This window comes from Aliidiomarina sp. (assembly GCF_022565475.1).
Taxonomy (GTDB): Bacteria; Pseudomonadota; Gammaproteobacteria; order Enterobacterales; family Alteromonadaceae; genus Aliidiomarina.
The window spans coordinates 15,083-29,968 of the sequence record NZ_JAIUMR010000010.1; the positions used below are offsets into that span (position 1 = coordinate 15,083).

A 14,886-nucleotide genomic window follows, 5' to 3' on the forward strand; every position below is an offset into this window, starting at 1 on the left:
GAAATGCAGTTGCTTTAGCAGAGCAAAATAGGCATTTGGTCTTATTTTTTTACTTTACCATGAAAAAGTCGTCTTAAGGTTATGCCAATCAATGGACAGCAGGCCATGACGGCGACCATTGCCAATGGTGAGCCATCACTTAAAAATGCACTTATAGCGCCGGTAAAGGCACCCAAGGTGAAACCGCTGGCACTTATTAGCGCGGTTGCTGTGGCTGAGTTGTAAGGAAACTCATCGGTGACTGCGGACATGCCATTGGCGACGACAAAGCCCTGTAAGCCGACAAATATCATGATTTGCGGCACGAGTAACCAAATGGGTAAAGAAAAAAGCAGGACGAGCACTAACATTATCGCGCCGACTATTAATTGTAAGCTTTGGCCACGGCGTAGTATGTTTGCCGGTGAATGATGGCGTAATAGGCGAATATTGACCTGGTTACAAATACTTAAGGTCACAATATTAAGCGCAAACAAAACCGGATAGAGGGTTGGACTAATCTGATAGTAGCCCATGTAAACGCCTGGCGAGCTGGTTAAGAAGGCAAACATGCCGGCATTGCTGAAGGCGACTGCGAATAAGAATCCAGCCGCTCGTTTGTTTTGAATCACACTGCGATAGCGTTGCCAAACCGACTGCTTTTGAGCATGTTGTTGAATTTTGCGTGTTTCAGGGAGATAACGACGCAGTAAAATAAGCAACAAAACCGCATATAGGGCTAAAAACCAAAAAATGCTGCGCCAGTCGCTGACGAGTAAAAGTAGGGCGCCAATAAAGGGAGCCAATAATGGCGCTGCCATCATGATCGTGACGATTTGCGAAAGAATTTTCGCACTCTCGCTACCCGCATAGCGATCACGCACGACTGCCATGGTATTGACCACCCCCATACCGCCGCCGAAGGCTTGCAAAACACGTCCAACCCAAAGCAATTCAATGCGTGAACCAAGCGCAATAAAAACAGAGCCGAGAATGAACAGGCTTAAGCCGACGAGAATGGTCAGGCGTCGCCCAAATCGGTCAGAAAAAGGGCCACCGATTAACTGTCCTGCCGCAAAGCCGACGAGAAAAACGCTTAAGGTGATTTCGATATTGTGTAGTGAAGTGCCGAGATCCTTTGCCATTTCTGGCATGGCAGGCAAATAGGCGTCAATCGCTAAAGGGCCCAAAGCCACCAGTGCAGCGAGTAGCCAAGCAAATCCTCGAATGGGTTGAGTTGATGCGGTCACGATACCTTCTCTAGCTTGCGGTGGTTATAGCATGTCGTTGAAACTTCAGAGTAGACATACAGGAAACACGAACAGTGGCTGTTCGGATGCATGGAGAAAACTAACGATTTCGGGCATTATACGGCACTGGTTAATCGAAAGGATGAAAATGAGATGAGTGGTCTACCGAATTGCCCGAAATGCAGCTCTGCTTATACGTACGAAGATGGACTCATGTTTGTTTGCCCTGAATGTGGTCATGAATGGGCACAAGAGGCAAATGCAGAAACAACTGAAGCGCAAGGGATTCGTGATGCCAACGGCAATGTTTTGCTCGACGGCGACACGGTGACGGTCATTAAGGACTTGAAAGTCAAAGGTTCTTCTTTAGTGGTGAAAGTCGGAACGAAAGTTAAGAATATCCGCCTTGTTGATGGCGATCATGACATTGACTGCAAAATTGACGGTATTGGAGCCATGAAGTTGAAGTCAGAATTTGTCAAAAAAGTCTAATTGTGGTCGATTATTTTGACAACTTTTGACGATGTTCAAGTGGCACTCTCAGTTCTGAGCGGCTAGTTTATTTATTAGATTTTAATGTAACGAAGGAGCGAGTTATGCGTTTTATATCGTTCACATCAGCGTCTTTGTCCGCCCTGACTGGACTTATTTTGGTGGGCGTCACCTATGCCCCAGCTGCAAGTGCTCAAGCTTTCGAAAAAGATTGGATGTTTAGTGCAAACGTAGCGCGCACGTCAATCGACCGTGAGACATCTGGAACCCCGTGGCATGCGGTTACCGATCAAAGTAAAACCAGTTTTATTGGCTCACTTTCCTGGTTCGCGACACCCAATTTAAGTATTCGTGCCAGTTATGAATTTGGCGCTGAAATGCGCAGTTCGAATCGCTGTCCGCCCGATACCGCCTGCACCTTAATTGCAGTTCATGAGCAAGGTGACATGGAGAGTTTGCAGTTGGTGCTGGTGCCCGAGTTCGATTTGACCGATACCACCTTTGTTTTTGCCAATCTCGGTATTGCGCGGACGACGGTCGATACCCAGCAACAACTGCCGCGGTATAGTTCGACAGATTTTATCTACGGTGCTGGTGTTGGCTATCGGTTATCGCGAAACTGGCGTGCTTCGCTGGAATATGTTACCAGCGGCGACGATTATCAGTCAGTACGTTTGGGCTTAGCATTACGCTTTTAAGTTTACTCGGACGGCAACGGCCACGTTTGCATTTCATGTAAACGCGACGCACAGCGAGCGAAGGGTTGGGCTAACTCCTTGCCTTGATACAACTCGTCAATCGCTGTGTCACTACTCACTACAACCAAACACGATTGTTCATAGCACTCATCGACCAAAGCCATGAATCGCCTAGCGGCGTCATCACGTTGACCAAATTGTTGTTGGCTGTCTTCACGCTGATACGTTTCTTCAACACCGTGAACAATGGCTTTAGTCGGAGTGTAGCTAAAACGCGGTACATCGATCACCACCATGACTTTGTATTGCGCTGCGAGCTCCATGTAATCGCGTTGACTGCGCGGACCCATACATAAGGCCTCGAACGAAAGCGCAATCGCAGTCTGCGTACGCCATAGAAAGGGAACTTCGCGACCTAGTAAATCAAGATGTCCGGGCTCTATGGGTGATGATAGTTGCAGGCTCTGGCGAATTTCAGCCATGAGCTCTGTACTGGTTGGTGTTGACGACTGCCAATAATAGTTCAACGTGCTTTCAGTGTTATTTGCACTTCGGCGGTAATCAGTTGGATGATCGAGTGATAACACAGTGCAATGCTGGTTGAGTAAGTGAATCGTGGGTAAAAAACGGTCGCGACCCAGTCCATTTTTATAGAGTTCCTCAGGTCGGCTGTTCGAGGTTGTGACCAAAGTCACCCCGTTGTTAAATAGCGCTTGCCAAAGACGCCCAAGAATCATTGCATCGCCCATATCTTCGACAAAAAACTCATCCAAACAGATTAACCGATAGTCTTCAGCCCATTGTGCGGCGATGACAGTGAGTGGGTTTTCTTGCCCGCTTATCTGATTTAAGGCGAGATGAACGCGCTTCATAAAATGATGGTAATGCAGTCGGATCTTGCGGGGTTCGGAACAATGTTGAAAAAACAAATCCATCAGCATGGTTTTGCCGCGGCCAACTGGCCCATAAAGATATACGCCTTTCTGTGACGCATTCTGTTGATTTAAATTCTGACCAAGCCGATGCAACGACAGCAGAATTAGCGCCTGATGGCCATCAAAGCGCAATGTTTGAGATTTTGAAAGCTGCTGATAAGCATTCAACATCGACGGATTCCTTGCGTGTTTACACGGCGATTAGGCGACGAGGCTAGCATACCCAACCTGTAAAAAAAGAGCCAGCAGGGGATGCTGGCTCAAGCTCGTTGCTAGCGAACCATGAGCCGGCAAACTCATGGTCGTTTTTTAAAACGTGAGCGCGTCATCTTCGGATCAAAAAAAGCTTTACTGACGAGTGACTTTGATTATTTTTCCATCAGGTGCATCGATAAGTAGATAGATATGGCCAGTGCGCGGATGGACTTGAATCGCGCGAATTCGTGCATCGAGGTCAGTAAATAGCGTTGCAACAGACTCGACTGCGTCTGCATCGGCGCGTAATAAGGCCACATGCTTGCCGGCGAGTGCAGGTACCAGTAAATGGTCTTGCCATTGTGGGAACTCAGCGCCGGAATAGATGGCAAGCCCACTTGGTGCAATCGACGGCGTCCACTCAAAATCAGCTTGAATTAGGCCGGGTAAGTCTCGATAGGGAGTGACTTTTGCGCCGGTATAGTCAACACCGCCGGTTAGCAGCGGCCAGCCAAAGTTGCCACCTGCACGCAGGCGATTAACTTCGTCGCCACCGCGAGGCCCATGCTCACTGATAAAAAGTGCTTGTAATTGCGGATGCCAAGCAATGCCTTGTACGTTACGATGGCCGTAACTGTATATTTCCGGTAATGCTTTAGGGTTAGCGACAAATGGATTGTCACTGGGTATATCACCGTCCAACGTTAGACGAATGGTCGTGCCTAAATGGTCGCTCAATGATTGTGCCCGTTCGCGATAATCAAAGCCATCACCTAAGGTTAACACTAAGGTATCGTCGGGTAGAAACGCGATCCGACCACCATAATGTGCGCTCCCTCGTTTTTCCGGATAGGCTTGAAAGAGAAGTTCAGTCTCGACGAGTTCACGACCCGTCCACCGAGCTCTGGCGAGACAAGTATTGTTGTGACGTAAATCCCCACACGCATAAGTTAGGTAAACATAAGGCTGACTGTCAAAGTGAGGGTGAAGGGCAAGATCAAAGAGACCTGCTTGGCCATCGACCCATAAGTTTTCAAGTTCTGGGAGCACGTTCGTCATCTGTTCGTCGGTCGTCTGATAGTGCCACAATGCGCCGCTGCGACTGCTAATCAGATAATCATCGTTGGGTAGAATTGCGATTGCCCAAGGAAATTCAATTTGTTCAACCATGACTTCGTATTGCCAGAGCTTACCGTCCTGTTCTTCAGTGTGACTTTGTACAGCTGCCGAGGAAAAGGAAATTGCAGCGGCTAGCGTCATGAGTAGGCGTTGCCAGGTAACATTCATCCTATGTTCCTTGTCTTGCTCGGGGCAAATAACGGCGTAGGATCCGACTAAGCCACGCATAAAAAAGGCCACCCAGAAAACTACTAAAAATCATCAACAAGGTGCCAGGTGTTGTCCGTGTTGCGGCAATGAGAGTCGGCATCGGGGCAAAATGATCAATGACACGAAGAGCGACCCAAAGGCCAATCGCAGTGGCGACAGCACACCACGCGTAAATCTGCCGCTTCTGCATACGAACCACCAGATGCGCAACCGGCAGGGCGATGAGGTAGACCAAAAAAATAATCGCGGTATAAACTGGGCCAAAATGACGAAGGTCATAGAGCGTTGTTTCTAAACGCGTGGCAAAGTCGATGGCCGGCCCAATGGAGCCGATCGCAAGCAAATTGAATTGGGTTTGAATCACAGAACCGAGCACACCCGCCAGCAGAACAGCAGGTATAAAGGCAAGCAAATAACTTAGCGTTCGCCGCCGAGTCCTCATGTGAACAACCCTTCTATTATTTTTTGCTAAACGTGTTTTTATTTTAAGCCTATTAAACTACCTAATTTCTTTCAAATTAGCCAGTATTCAGCTTGTTTGCCCGCATGATTAAACGCAGCTCAGCGTACAGGTGTGCTTGCTCGAGTTCACAACTGCGGCTACAGTGAGGGTATTCAAGAGGTTAGACCAGAAGGTACATTGGCATGAACAAGCATTACCCAAAATTATTTGAGCCACTCGATTTGGGCTTCACAACGTTGAAGAACCGCGTCTTGATGGGATCAATGCATACCAATTTAGAAGAAGAGCGCGGTGGTTTTGCGAAGTTGGCTGAATTCTATGCAGCTCGCGCGCGCGGCGGTGTTGGTTTAATTGTTACCGGTGGCATTAGCCCGAACGTTCGTGGTCGCCTAGCACCGTTTGCAAGTCAGCTCAGCTATCCTTGGCAGATTGGCAAACACCGACAGGTCACCGATGCTGTCCATGCCGCCGGCGGAAAGATTGCGATGCAGATTCTTCATGCAGGGCGTTACTCCTATCATCCCCTAAGTGTCGCGCCAAGCGCCATAAAAGCACCGATTACCCCCTTTAAACCCTCAGAGTTGAGTGAGCGACAAATTCTGACCACGATTCGCCACTATGCGCGCGCGGCCAAGCTGGCGCAAAAAGCAGGCTATGACGGCGTCGAAATTATGGGGTCAGAAGGTTACTTAATTAATCAATTCATTTGTCAGCGAACCAATAAACGAACGGATCGTTGGGGTGGCAGTTACGAAAACCGTATGCGTTTTCCATTGGAAATTATGAAAGCGGTGAAAGCGGCCGTCGGTGACAACTTCATTGTTATCTACCGGCTCTCCATGCTCGACTTGGTTGAAGATGGTAGTACGCTCGAGGAAGTGATCACGCTTGGCAAACAGATTGAAAGCGCTGGTGCGACGATTATTAACACGGGGATTGGTTGGCATGAAGCGCGGGTACCGACCATTGTCACGTCTGTGCCTCGCGGTGCATTTCGGTGGATTACCGCTCGTCTGAAACAAGAGCTGTCGGTGCCGGTTGTCGCCACAAACCGAATCAACACACCGGAAATTGCCGAGTCGATTCTCGCCAATGACGAGGCCGACATGGTTTCCATGGCGCGACCTTTCCTTGCTGATGCGGATTTTGTGCGCAAGGCCGAGAATGGTCAGGCGGATCGAATTAATACGTGTATCGCTTGTAATCAAGCGTGTTTAGATCATGTGTTCGAGAACAAAAGGGCGAGCTGCTTAGTTAACCCATTAGCTGCATACGAGACTGAGTTGCGTATGACACCAGCAACACAGGTTAAAAAGCTTGCGGTGGTAGGTGCTGGACCCGCTGGTCTATCATTTGCTTGCTTTGCTGCCGAGCGAGGGCATGAAGTGCATCTTTTCGACCGTAGTCATGAAATTGGTGGTCAATTTAATTACGCCAAACAAATTCCCGGAAAAGAGGAGTTTCACGAAACGATTCGATACTTCCAAAATCGCCTCGTGGACGCCGGAGTGCATGTGCATCTTAACACTGAACAAACGGCTGAAAGCCTCGCGAACGGCTTTGATGAAGTGATTCTCGCCACAGGTATTCAACCGCGAAAAATTGATCTTCCAGGCGCGGAGCAGGATAAAGTCTTAGGTTACTTAGATGTCCTGCGGGACCATAAGGAGGTGGGTAAACGTGTCGCCATCATTGGTGCTGGTGGTATCGGCTTCGATGTTGCTGAGTTTTTGACGACGGAACATTCGCCGAGTTTAGATAGCAAAGAGTGGCATGGGATCTGGGGCATCGATACCAATTATCAGAATCGCGGAGCATTGACTCAGCCGCTACCAGACCCGTCGCCTCGACAGGTTTACTTGCTGCAACGGAAAGAGAGCAAAGTCGGAGGTAATCTCGCTAAAACATCCGGGTGGGTTCATCGTTCAACGCTGAAACATAAAGGCGTCAAGATGCTCAATGGTGTCAGTTACAAAGCGGTAACTGAACTTGGACTTGAAATTGAACGTAATGGCAAGTCAGAAACGCTTGAAGTTGATCACATTGTCGTCTGCGCCGGACAAACACCGATGCGTGCCTTGCAAGAGCCATTGCAACAAGCTGGTGTTCGCGTGCATCTCATCGGCGGTTCTGATGTTGCCGCTGAGTTGGATGCAAAACGAGCGATACGTCAGGGAGCAGAGCTGGCGGCACAGATATAATTGGAGAGCGTGAAGGACACGATTTAAAAACAAAACCGAGGAGTTTCGATATGGTGCAACCCAGTGATATCCCGAAGGTCATTCAAGAAGCCCAGCAACGCTTGGACTTAATCTTTGAACGATTGTCCGTGTGCCCAGATACGAAACAACGACTGAGCGTGCCGCATCGCATGGTCGAAGCGGCTATTCCAGTGCGAATGGACGATGGTTCATTGCAAGTATTCCGCGGTTGGCGTGTGCAATTTGATTTGACTCGAGGGCCGGGTAAAGGAGGGATTCGTTTCCATCCGAGCGTCAATCGCGACGAAGTCACCGCACTCAGCTTTTGGATGGCGATTAAATGTGCCGTCGTCGATTTACCTTATGGTGGCGCTAAAGGCGGCGTCCGAGTTGATCCGAAAAAGCTATCATTGCTTGAATTAGAGCGCTTATCACGCGGCTACATGCGTGCGATGGCGGATGTTATTGGTCCAGAAGTGGACATTCCTGGGCCCGATATGAATACCGACGAACGCATCATGGGCTGGATGTCGGATGAATATGACACCTTAATACGCCAACGCCGTCCTGCTGTGATTACTGGAAAACCGGTGGCGATGGGTGGCTCACGCGGACGCACGTCGGCAACGGGAGAGGGGGCAGCGCAAGTCCTGCAGATCTGGACAGAACAACAGAATCAACAACCCGAAGACTTGAACATAGCAATTCAGGGCATTGGTAATGCTGGTTATTATTTTGCCCGTGCAGCCAAGCGTTTAGGTTTTAATGTGGTCGCGGTCTCGGATTCGAGCGGTGCGGTTTATAGTGCAGATGGTTTGGATGTTGATGCCATTTATGAACACAAACGTAAGCATCGTGAGCTCAAAGGCGTGAGTGCGAAAAAGGGCGGTGAAGTTTCATCACTGTCAAATAGCGAGCTACTCGCACTGGACGTGGATATTCTGGCACTTGCTGCCCTTGAGAACCAAATAACTCAAGACAATGCGGGGAATGTGCGGGCGAAGTGGTTGTTAGAAATCGCGAATGGCCCAGTTGCTGCCGATGCTGACTCGATTCTGCTTGATAATGATATCGTTGTCATCCCGGATGTACTGGCGAACACGGGCGGTGTGATTGTCAGTTATTTTGAGTGGCTACAAAATCGCAGTGCTGACTATTGGACTTCGGAGCAAGTCACGGAACGGATGCAAGAGGTAATCCGTACGCAATCTCAGCAGTGTTTCGAATTGGCAGAAAAAGAGCAACTCGATCTGCGCAGCGCCGCCTACATGCAGGGTATTCGACGGATTGCCGAGTCGATGGATGCGCGCGGGACACAGAGTGACTTTAAAAACAAATGAGTTTCACTTGACGCAGTTTGATTGAATGACGCTGAAGAACGCCGAATAGCACTCACTATTCGGCGTTTCGCGTTAAATCTCATCGAGATTGAGTAGCCACGTTGAAGCTTGGGCTAAAATTGCATTTTGCTCGTCTGCGGGGCGCTTATCCCATTGTTTATAGATCACGGCCAGTCGCGGATTGTGTGCTAGCTTGTCTCTTTGTTGGACAAGAAAACTCCAGTAAAGACTATTCAATGGACAGCTCCGAGGACCCGTTTTCAGCTTCACATCATAATAGCAATGTTGACAATAATTACTCATCTTGTTGATGTAATTCCCGGACGACACGTAGGGCTTAGTCGCCAGTAAGCCACCATCTGCGAACTGACTCATGCCCCGCGTGTTTGGCAATTCAACCCATTCGATTGCATCGGCATAAATGCCCAGATACCAAGCGTCGACTTGGTCAGGGTCAATGCCCGCTAGTACGCTGAAATTCCCAGTCACCATGAGTCGCTGAATATGATGTGCGTAGGCGGTCTCGAGTGACTGCTCAATGGTCGCATTGAGACATTTCATTTTCGTTTCTGCATTCCAAAAAAAGCTCGGTAAGTCGTTCTTAAATTTGAAAAAATTAAGCGTTTTGTAGGTGGGCATTTCACGCCAATAGATCAGTCGTACATACTCGCGCCAACCGATTATTTGGCGGACAAAGCCTTCAATTTGCGCCAAAGAAATTACATTCTCTTGCTCCTCAAAGGCACTAATGGCGGCTTCGACAACTTCTTGCGGGCTAATCATTTTGGTGTTCAAACTAAACGACAGGCGGGAATGAAAAAGCAAATAGCCGCGTGTACTCATCGCGTCCTGATAGAGTCCAAAGGCAGGCAAAGCATGTTGAATAAAGTGCTTGAGTAGCTGGCGTGACTGTCGGCGACTAATCGGCCAGTCAAGATAGTCGGCAACTGGCTTGCCAATCGTTTTCGTTTGCATTTGCTCAAGCATTTCGGCAATGTGCGTCACGTCATTTTTAAAACTCACGGGCTCAGGGACGATGACATCATCGGGTAAGCGGTTTCGATTTTCTTGATCAAAGTTCCAGCGATCACCAAGCGGTTTATCTTGCTTCATCAGATAACCGGTTTTGCGTCGAACCTTGCGATAAAAAGTTTCCATTAATGGTTTTTTATCTGTGGGTAGAAACACAGGAATATCCGAGCGCTCGAGCAGAAAATGTTCACTGGAGACCATGGATTTATTGCAGCCTAAATCGCAGTTGAGCAATTGCTGATCCAGCCGGTACTCATCGGGTTGTTGATAGCTAAACTGGGAAACGTTCGGCAATTGAGCAAGGATTGTCTGTATGTTGGTCACGAGGTCATGTTGATTTTCCGCGCTGTCTAAACGGATATAAAGAACGTCGACTAAGGTGCCAAGTACATCGGCAAATGCCCGCATGGCTGCAAAGAAAGCGAGAACTTTCTGTTGATGATGCGTCACGTAATCGATTTCTTGCTGCATCTCAAACATGACATAGAGAACCGGTTGTTCATCATCGAACCATGAGTGACTCAAATTGAGCTGATCGCCAAGGATGAGACGAACTTCTTGGTATTGGTTCTTGATCGCAGCTGGAACGATATCGAGACTTTTCCATAGAGACATACGACGAGTATTCCTTGATTTAGACTACCACGACTGAATTTCATAGGCAGGAGGCGAATGGTTCAGTAGACTAATGAGTACTTACGAAGAAACACTCATTAAGGTTCTCTTATATTATGCGTATTGATCGATATCTATCTGAAACCACGGGTATGAGCCGAAAAGAGGCCAGCAAAGTGTTGCACCGAGGCGAGGTGACCCTCGATGGCGAGGTGGTCAAAAAGGGCGCTGTGCAGGTACCATCGGCGGGGTTGGTGGAGTGGAATGGCGTAACGCTCGAACGTTTAGGTCCTACGTATATTCTGTTTCATAAGCCGTTAGGCTGTATCTGTGCCAATGATGACCCTCGGCATCCGACTGTTTTTGTCTATCTTGATTTACCGAATCCGGAGAAATTTCATACCGTAGGACGCCTCGACCTCGATACCAGCGGACTATTACTGGTCACCAATGACGGGCAGTGGTCGCACCGAATTACGTCGCCGAAACATGCCTGTGAAAAAGTTTACCGCGCGCAGCTCGCGGATCCGATCAGCGAAGAAGCGGTAGAAAAATTTGCTGCGGGGATTAAATTGCATGGCGATGTGGCGCTGACGAAGCCAGCGAAATTGACGATTGTCAACGAACGTGAAGCTTTAGTGACCTTGTCTGAGGGTAGGTATCATCAGGTTCGGCGTATGTTCGCTGCGGTTGGCAATAAAGTTGAAGGCTTGCACCGAGAGCAGGTCGGCGAACTCACACTCGGTGACTTAGAGCCCGGCGAGTATCGTCATTTAAGCGCCGAGGAAGTCGCGCTGTTTTAGCTGAATAATCGGCGATACATATGACTGGCGTAGTCGTCGGTCATCCCGGCGATGTAGTCGCATAAGACGCGGTCGGCAGCGATTTGGCCTTCTCTGTTGAATGCTTCAGTCCAGCGAGCCCGAGTATTTCTCGGCAGTAAGCGCAAGGGTTCCGCATGAAATGCAGAGAAAAGATCTAGCAGCATATTCTGACTGCGATAGCGTAATTGCTGAATAGCTGGATCGTTGATAACGTGCTCAAACACCACGCCTTTTAAGGCGTCTAGCAATGTCCGCTGTTCTTCCGGTAGGATTGCGTTAAAACGAATTAGCGGCTCTTCAGTCTCAGGCAGTACATCCTTCGTTGTGATTGCAGTGACGAAAATGTTCACCAGTGCACCGATCGCGTTTTTCCGTTGATAATGTGTACCGGAAAACAATTGCTCACCGAGCTCAATCATGAGTTGCTGTAAGTCGTTAGATAAATTTGCTAAGACACTATCCATATGGGTATGCCACTGCGAAGACGTTAAGGTTCCAGTGACGACAGCGTCCTCGAGATCGTGAACACCATAGGCGATGTCGTCTGCGAGTTCCATTAATGAGGCATCGAACGATTTATGTAACGACTTCTGCCATGGCGATTGGTTTAGTTGAATGACGCTTTGAAACTGCTCTCTGTCTGAATCACTGAGTGGCTCGAGGACCCAGTCAAGCAGCTCTGCATCAGCCTTAAATATAGCTTTTGCCGGCTTCCAAGCGCTTAAACTTGCTGGCGTACCTTCACTTGGCGACTCGAGATCAGGCATGAGTACTGGATATTTTAATAGCCCTAATAGGGTTCGACGGGTTAAATCCATACCATGAGTTTCATGATAGGATTCGAGTCGACCGACAATGCGGAACGTTTGGCCGTTACCCTCAAAGCCTCCGGAGCCAAGCATTTTATAATTGAGCGCAGTTTCACCACCATGGCCAAAGGGCGGATGACCGATATCATGCGCCAAACATAAGGCTTCCATTAAATTTTCATCAGGGAGGAGTGCTTGTATCGACTCAGAACTGGTGTGCGCTAATTGATTAATGAGTGAGGCGCCGATTTGGGCGGCTTCGAGTGAGTGGGTCAAACGCGTGCGATAAAAATCATTTTCACCAACGTTCATGATCTGAGTTTTTGATTGCAGCCGACGAAATGCAGCGGAATGCAATATACGGGCGCGATCGCGCTGCCAAGGATTACGTCGATCTCCAGGTCTTGCTGGCGCTGCACCTGACCGCCGCGCTTGCCAAATCTTCTCCATGGTTGAGGCTCCGCTCTGAATGATGTAATGCTAATCTAAGGTTATCATTTTTTTATTACAGTACGTTGCTTTCAGAAACAATTCTTCACTTTTTTGTCAACTGCAGTGGTAAAAAGCTTTCGGCGCACTAGTCAGTTAGCGGCAGGCTCATTAAATAACGATCTTGACCGGGACCTAAATAATCTTTTTTCTCAGTGAGAATGCGAAAGCCAAGCTGCTGATACAGTGAAATTGCCGCACGATTCGCAGGTGATACCGTCAACAGTACTTCTGCGTACCCAGCGAGTTGTAATTGCGTGATAATCGCGTCCATGAGGCGGCGACCTAAACCTTGTCCGCGTCCTGCCGGAACGGTTAACAACGACATGATCCATGCTTGGCCGGCAGTCTGGCCAGGAGCAGCAAGAACATAAGCAAGTGGCGCGTTTGCCGAGGATTCATTGCGCGCGATGAGGAGTAGTGATGGCCATTGGGCCAATGCTTGCCAAAAAAACGTTTCGGGATAGCCTTCAGCACCATACTCGTCACGCTCTAGTTTGGCGATTGTGGGGATGTCAAAAATTTGAGCAGAAGAAATTTGCATGGGATTCTCGTCTTAAGTACCACAGGTGTGTTTCACCGGTGGTAGTATACAAGAATTATTGGCGGATGCCTTCGACATGCAGGTCAAGGTACACAGTTTGCGCGGCCGGACCGAGATTAAAGTCCATACCAAAGTCGCCAACATTGATGGCGAGTTCGCCTGTGAAACCTGCGCGATAGCCACCCCAAGGATCTGCACCTTCACCATACTTAGCAACGTCAATGGTCACTTCTCGAGTCTCACCGAAGAGGGTAAGATTACCGATGACTTGCCCTTTACCTTCACCTAAGTCGACATACCGGGTGCTGACGAAGCGTGCTTCGCTCCAGCGTTCGACATCAAGATAGTCACTGCTACGGACATGGTTGTCGCGCTCAGTGTGGTTCGAATCCACGGACGCGGTTTTGACGGTAACTTCGATCCGATTGTTGTCTGGGTTTTCCGAGTCGAAAGTAAATGTACCGGTAAACTCATTGAAACGACCGACAACATAGCTCACGCCTAGGTGATCAATTTTAAAGTTAATTGACGCATGTGCGCCTTCGGTGTCGATGACATAATCGGCAGCATTTGCTGTAGTCACTAACAAGGTTGAGCCGGCAAGAAAACTTGCTAAAGCAATTGATTTAAAAGTACTCATTGTAGGTCTCCAGTCTAAAAGTTGCACAAAGAATAGCGAAAGGGTATATATTCATCCAATGCATGATTTATATAAAAGCTATGCACGGGGCGCATAATGCGAAGTCAAAAATTACGAAACTTAGATTTGAATCTACTTGTCGTGTTAGATGTTTTGCTCGAAGAGCAACACGTGTCGCGAGCTGCAGAGCGTTTGGCGATGAGTCAACCGGCGGTGAGTCGCGCACTTGGGCGGTTACGAGAAATGTTGGGCGATCCGCTCCTCGTGCGAACTTCCCAAGGATTTGCCTTGAGTGCTCGAGCTGAGCTTGTTCGACAAGAGCTGGACACAGCTTTACGCGATATTGAGCGTGTGATTGAACCACCAGAGTTCAATCCTGCGATTGACGATAGCGTCATCCGTATAACCGGGTTAGATATGGAGATCGGCTTGTACGTCCCGAAACTGATTCGGCGAATTCGCCGCGAAGCTCCGCATATGCGATTCGAAATTGTGCGTCAGGAAAACGACTCGTTTCCCATGCTGGAGAACGACATCGTGCATTTTAGCCTTAGCGGTTTGGCACCGATGAGTGCACAGCACAGCTTACATCGCCGGCCAATCGATGACATGGAAGTGGTTTGTTTAATGGCTGAATCGCATCCACTCGCACAGCAGCCGATGACAGCGGAGGATTATGCTGCGGCACCGCACGGACTTGTCTCAATCACTGGTCATGGCCCGGGGAGTATGGAGCAGGTGCTAGCAGGGCACGGCTTAAAACGTACCGTTGCACTGCGTTTAGCTGGATTTACGTCAGTTGCGGATTTTCTTGAAGACAGCAGATTAATCTTTACATTGCCGGCACGCATCGCTGAGAAAATTGCAGCTGGGCGAGCGTTATGTATTCGCAAACTGCCCGCACCGCTAACGGCAGAGCGGGTGAGCTTTTATATGTATTGGCACGACCGCTATCACCGAGATCCGAAGATCAAATGGATTCGCGAACATTTCAAACATGTTGCGACGTAAAATGACGTGACTGTACGATAGGGTTAAATAAGCTTGGCGT

The 14,886-nt window shown here is 48.7% G+C and carries 14 protein-coding genes; 6 read left to right on the forward strand and 8 right to left on the reverse strand.

Annotated elements, in window-relative coordinates:
• Nucleotides 1-41 precede the first annotated feature (41 nt).
• Nucleotides 42-1,229: a multidrug effflux MFS transporter gene (locus LAT77_RS09475; protein WP_290564321.1), complete on the reverse strand. Its 1,188-nt coding sequence runs from the start codon at nt 1,227-1,229 to the stop codon at nt 42-44.
• Nucleotides 1,230-1,382: 153 nt separating this feature from the next.
• Here LAT77_RS09475 and LAT77_RS09480 point away from each other — a divergent pair, with 153 nt between their 5' ends.
• Together LAT77_RS09480 and LAT77_RS09485 are read left to right on the forward strand one after the other, a co-directional pair.
• Complete coding sequence (locus LAT77_RS09480) at nt 1,383-1,721, forward strand: zinc ribbon domain-containing protein YjdM (RefSeq protein ID WP_290564322.1); 339 nt, start codon at nt 1,383-1,385, stop codon at nt 1,719-1,721.
• A 104-nt stretch (nt 1,722-1,825) separates the two neighbouring features.
• Nucleotides 1,826-2,419 (forward strand): outer membrane beta-barrel protein, encoded by a 594-nt coding sequence (locus tag LAT77_RS09485; protein ID WP_290564323.1) that lies wholly within the window; start codon nt 1,826-1,828, stop codon nt 2,417-2,419.
• A gap of 2 nt (nt 2,420-2,421) precedes the next feature.
• Here the strand turns inward: LAT77_RS09485 and zapE are convergent, their stop codons facing one another.
• The 3 genes from zapE to LAT77_RS09500 form a co-directional block, all read right to left on the reverse strand.
• Nucleotides 2,422-3,525 (reverse strand): cell division protein ZapE, encoded by a 1,104-nt coding sequence (zapE, locus tag LAT77_RS09490; protein ID WP_290564324.1) that lies wholly within the window; start codon nt 3,523-3,525, stop codon nt 2,422-2,424.
• Between the two features lie 177 nt (nt 3,526-3,702).
• Nucleotides 3,703-4,836, reverse strand: a complete 1,134-nt coding sequence (locus LAT77_RS09495) for a PQQ-dependent sugar dehydrogenase (RefSeq protein WP_290564325.1) — start codon at nt 4,834-4,836, stop codon at nt 3,703-3,705.
• A 1-nt stretch (nt 4,837) separates the two neighbouring features.
• On the reverse strand, nt 4,838-5,320 hold the full coding sequence (locus tag LAT77_RS09500) for a hypothetical protein (protein WP_290564326.1): 483 nt from the start codon (nt 5,318-5,320) through the stop codon (nt 4,838-4,840).
• Nucleotides 5,321-5,523: 203 nt separating this feature from the next.
• Between LAT77_RS09500 and LAT77_RS09505 the strand changes: the two genes are divergently transcribed.
• Both LAT77_RS09505 and LAT77_RS09510 read left to right on the forward strand, forming a co-directional pair.
• The gene (locus LAT77_RS09505) at nt 5,524-7,542 is read left to right on the forward strand and encodes an NADPH-dependent 2,4-dienoyl-CoA reductase (RefSeq protein ID WP_290564327.1); all 2,019 of its coding nucleotides are present in this window, start codon (nt 5,524-5,526) and stop codon (nt 7,540-7,542) included.
• A gap of 50 nt (nt 7,543-7,592) precedes the next feature.
• Nucleotides 7,593-8,882 carry a Glu/Leu/Phe/Val dehydrogenase gene (locus LAT77_RS09510; protein ID WP_290564328.1) on the forward strand — a complete coding sequence of 430 codons (1,290 nt, stop codon included), beginning with the start codon at nt 7,593-7,595 and terminating at the stop codon, nt 8,880-8,882.
• Between the two features lie 72 nt (nt 8,883-8,954).
• Here the strand turns inward: LAT77_RS09510 and LAT77_RS09515 are convergent, their stop codons facing one another.
• The gene (locus tag LAT77_RS09515) at nt 8,955-10,529 is read right to left on the reverse strand and encodes a cryptochrome/photolyase family protein (RefSeq protein ID WP_290564329.1); all 1,575 of its coding nucleotides are present in this window, start codon (nt 10,527-10,529) and stop codon (nt 8,955-8,957) included.
• 116 nt (nt 10,530-10,645) lie between these two features.
• On the opposite strand from LAT77_RS09515, the gene rsuA reads away from it, so the two are divergent.
• Nucleotides 10,646-11,332: a 16S rRNA pseudouridine(516) synthase RsuA gene (rsuA, locus tag LAT77_RS09520; RefSeq protein ID WP_290564330.1), complete on the forward strand. Its 687-nt coding sequence runs from the start codon at nt 10,646-10,648 to the stop codon at nt 11,330-11,332.
• Here the strand turns inward: rsuA and LAT77_RS09525 are convergent.
• The 3 genes from LAT77_RS09525 to LAT77_RS09535 all read right to left on the reverse strand — a co-directional run bounded on the left by LAT77_RS09525 (nt 11,329) and on the right by LAT77_RS09535 (nt 13,835).
• Nucleotides 11,329-12,612: an anti-phage deoxyguanosine triphosphatase gene (locus tag LAT77_RS09525; RefSeq protein ID WP_290564331.1), complete on the reverse strand. Its 1,284-nt coding sequence runs from the start codon at nt 12,610-12,612 to the stop codon at nt 11,329-11,331. The two genes, rsuA and LAT77_RS09525, sit on opposite strands and share 4 nt — an antisense overlap.
• 127 nt (nt 12,613-12,739) lie before the next feature.
• A complete protein-coding gene (locus tag LAT77_RS09530; RefSeq protein WP_290564332.1) occupies nt 12,740-13,195 on the reverse strand; it encodes an N-acetyltransferase in 456 nt (151 codons plus the stop codon).
• 55 nt (nt 13,196-13,250) lie between these two features.
• A complete protein-coding gene (locus tag LAT77_RS09535) occupies nt 13,251-13,835 on the reverse strand; it encodes a YceI family protein (protein WP_290564333.1) in 585 nt (194 codons plus the stop codon).
• A gap of 96 nt (nt 13,836-13,931) precedes the next feature.
• Here LAT77_RS09535 and LAT77_RS09540 point away from each other — a divergent pair, with 96 nt between their 5' ends.
• Nucleotides 13,932-14,846: a LysR family transcriptional regulator gene (locus tag LAT77_RS09540; protein WP_290564334.1), complete on the forward strand. Its 915-nt coding sequence runs from the start codon at nt 13,932-13,934 to the stop codon at nt 14,844-14,846.
• The last annotated feature ends 40 nt before the right edge of the window (nt 14,847-14,886 follow it).

Excerpts from the sequence above, each read along its gene's own strand:
- LAT77_RS09480 (WP_290564322.1), top strand. The coding sequence starts at position 1,383 with ATGAGTGGTCTACCGAATTGCCCGAAATGCAGCTCTGCTTATACGTAC.
- LAT77_RS09485 (WP_290564323.1), top strand. The coding sequence starts at position 1,826 with ATGCGTTTTATATCGTTCACATCAGCGTCTTTGTCCGCCCTGACTGGA.
- zapE (WP_290564324.1), bottom strand. The coding sequence starts at position 3,525 with ATGTTGAATGCTTATCAGCAGCTTTCAAAATCTCAAACATTGCGCTTT.
- LAT77_RS09495 (WP_290564325.1), bottom strand. The coding sequence starts at position 4,836 with ATGAATGTTACCTGGCAACGCCTACTCATGACGCTAGCCGCTGCAATT.
- LAT77_RS09500 (WP_290564326.1), bottom strand. The coding sequence starts at position 5,320 with ATGAGGACTCGGCGGCGAACGCTAAGTTATTTGCTTGCCTTTATACCT.
- LAT77_RS09505 (WP_290564327.1), top strand. The coding sequence starts at position 5,524 with ATGAACAAGCATTACCCAAAATTATTTGAGCCACTCGATTTGGGCTTC.
- LAT77_RS09510 (WP_290564328.1), top strand. The coding sequence starts at position 7,593 with ATGGTGCAACCCAGTGATATCCCGAAGGTCATTCAAGAAGCCCAGCAA.
- LAT77_RS09515 (WP_290564329.1), bottom strand. The coding sequence starts at position 10,529 with ATGTCTCTATGGAAAAGTCTCGATATCGTTCCAGCTGCGATCAAGAAC.
- rsuA (WP_290564330.1), top strand. The coding sequence starts at position 10,646 with ATGCGTATTGATCGATATCTATCTGAAACCACGGGTATGAGCCGAAAA.
- LAT77_RS09525 (WP_290564331.1), bottom strand. The coding sequence starts at position 12,612 with ATGGAGAAGATTTGGCAAGCGCGGCGGTCAGGTGCAGCGCCAGCAAGA.
- LAT77_RS09530 (WP_290564332.1), bottom strand. The coding sequence starts at position 13,195 with ATGCAAATTTCTTCTGCTCAAATTTTTGACATCCCCACAATCGCCAAA.
- LAT77_RS09535 (WP_290564333.1), bottom strand. The coding sequence starts at position 13,835 with ATGAGTACTTTTAAATCAATTGCTTTAGCAAGTTTTCTTGCCGGCTCA.
- LAT77_RS09540 (WP_290564334.1), top strand. The coding sequence starts at position 13,932 with ATGCGAAGTCAAAAATTACGAAACTTAGATTTGAATCTACTTGTCGTG.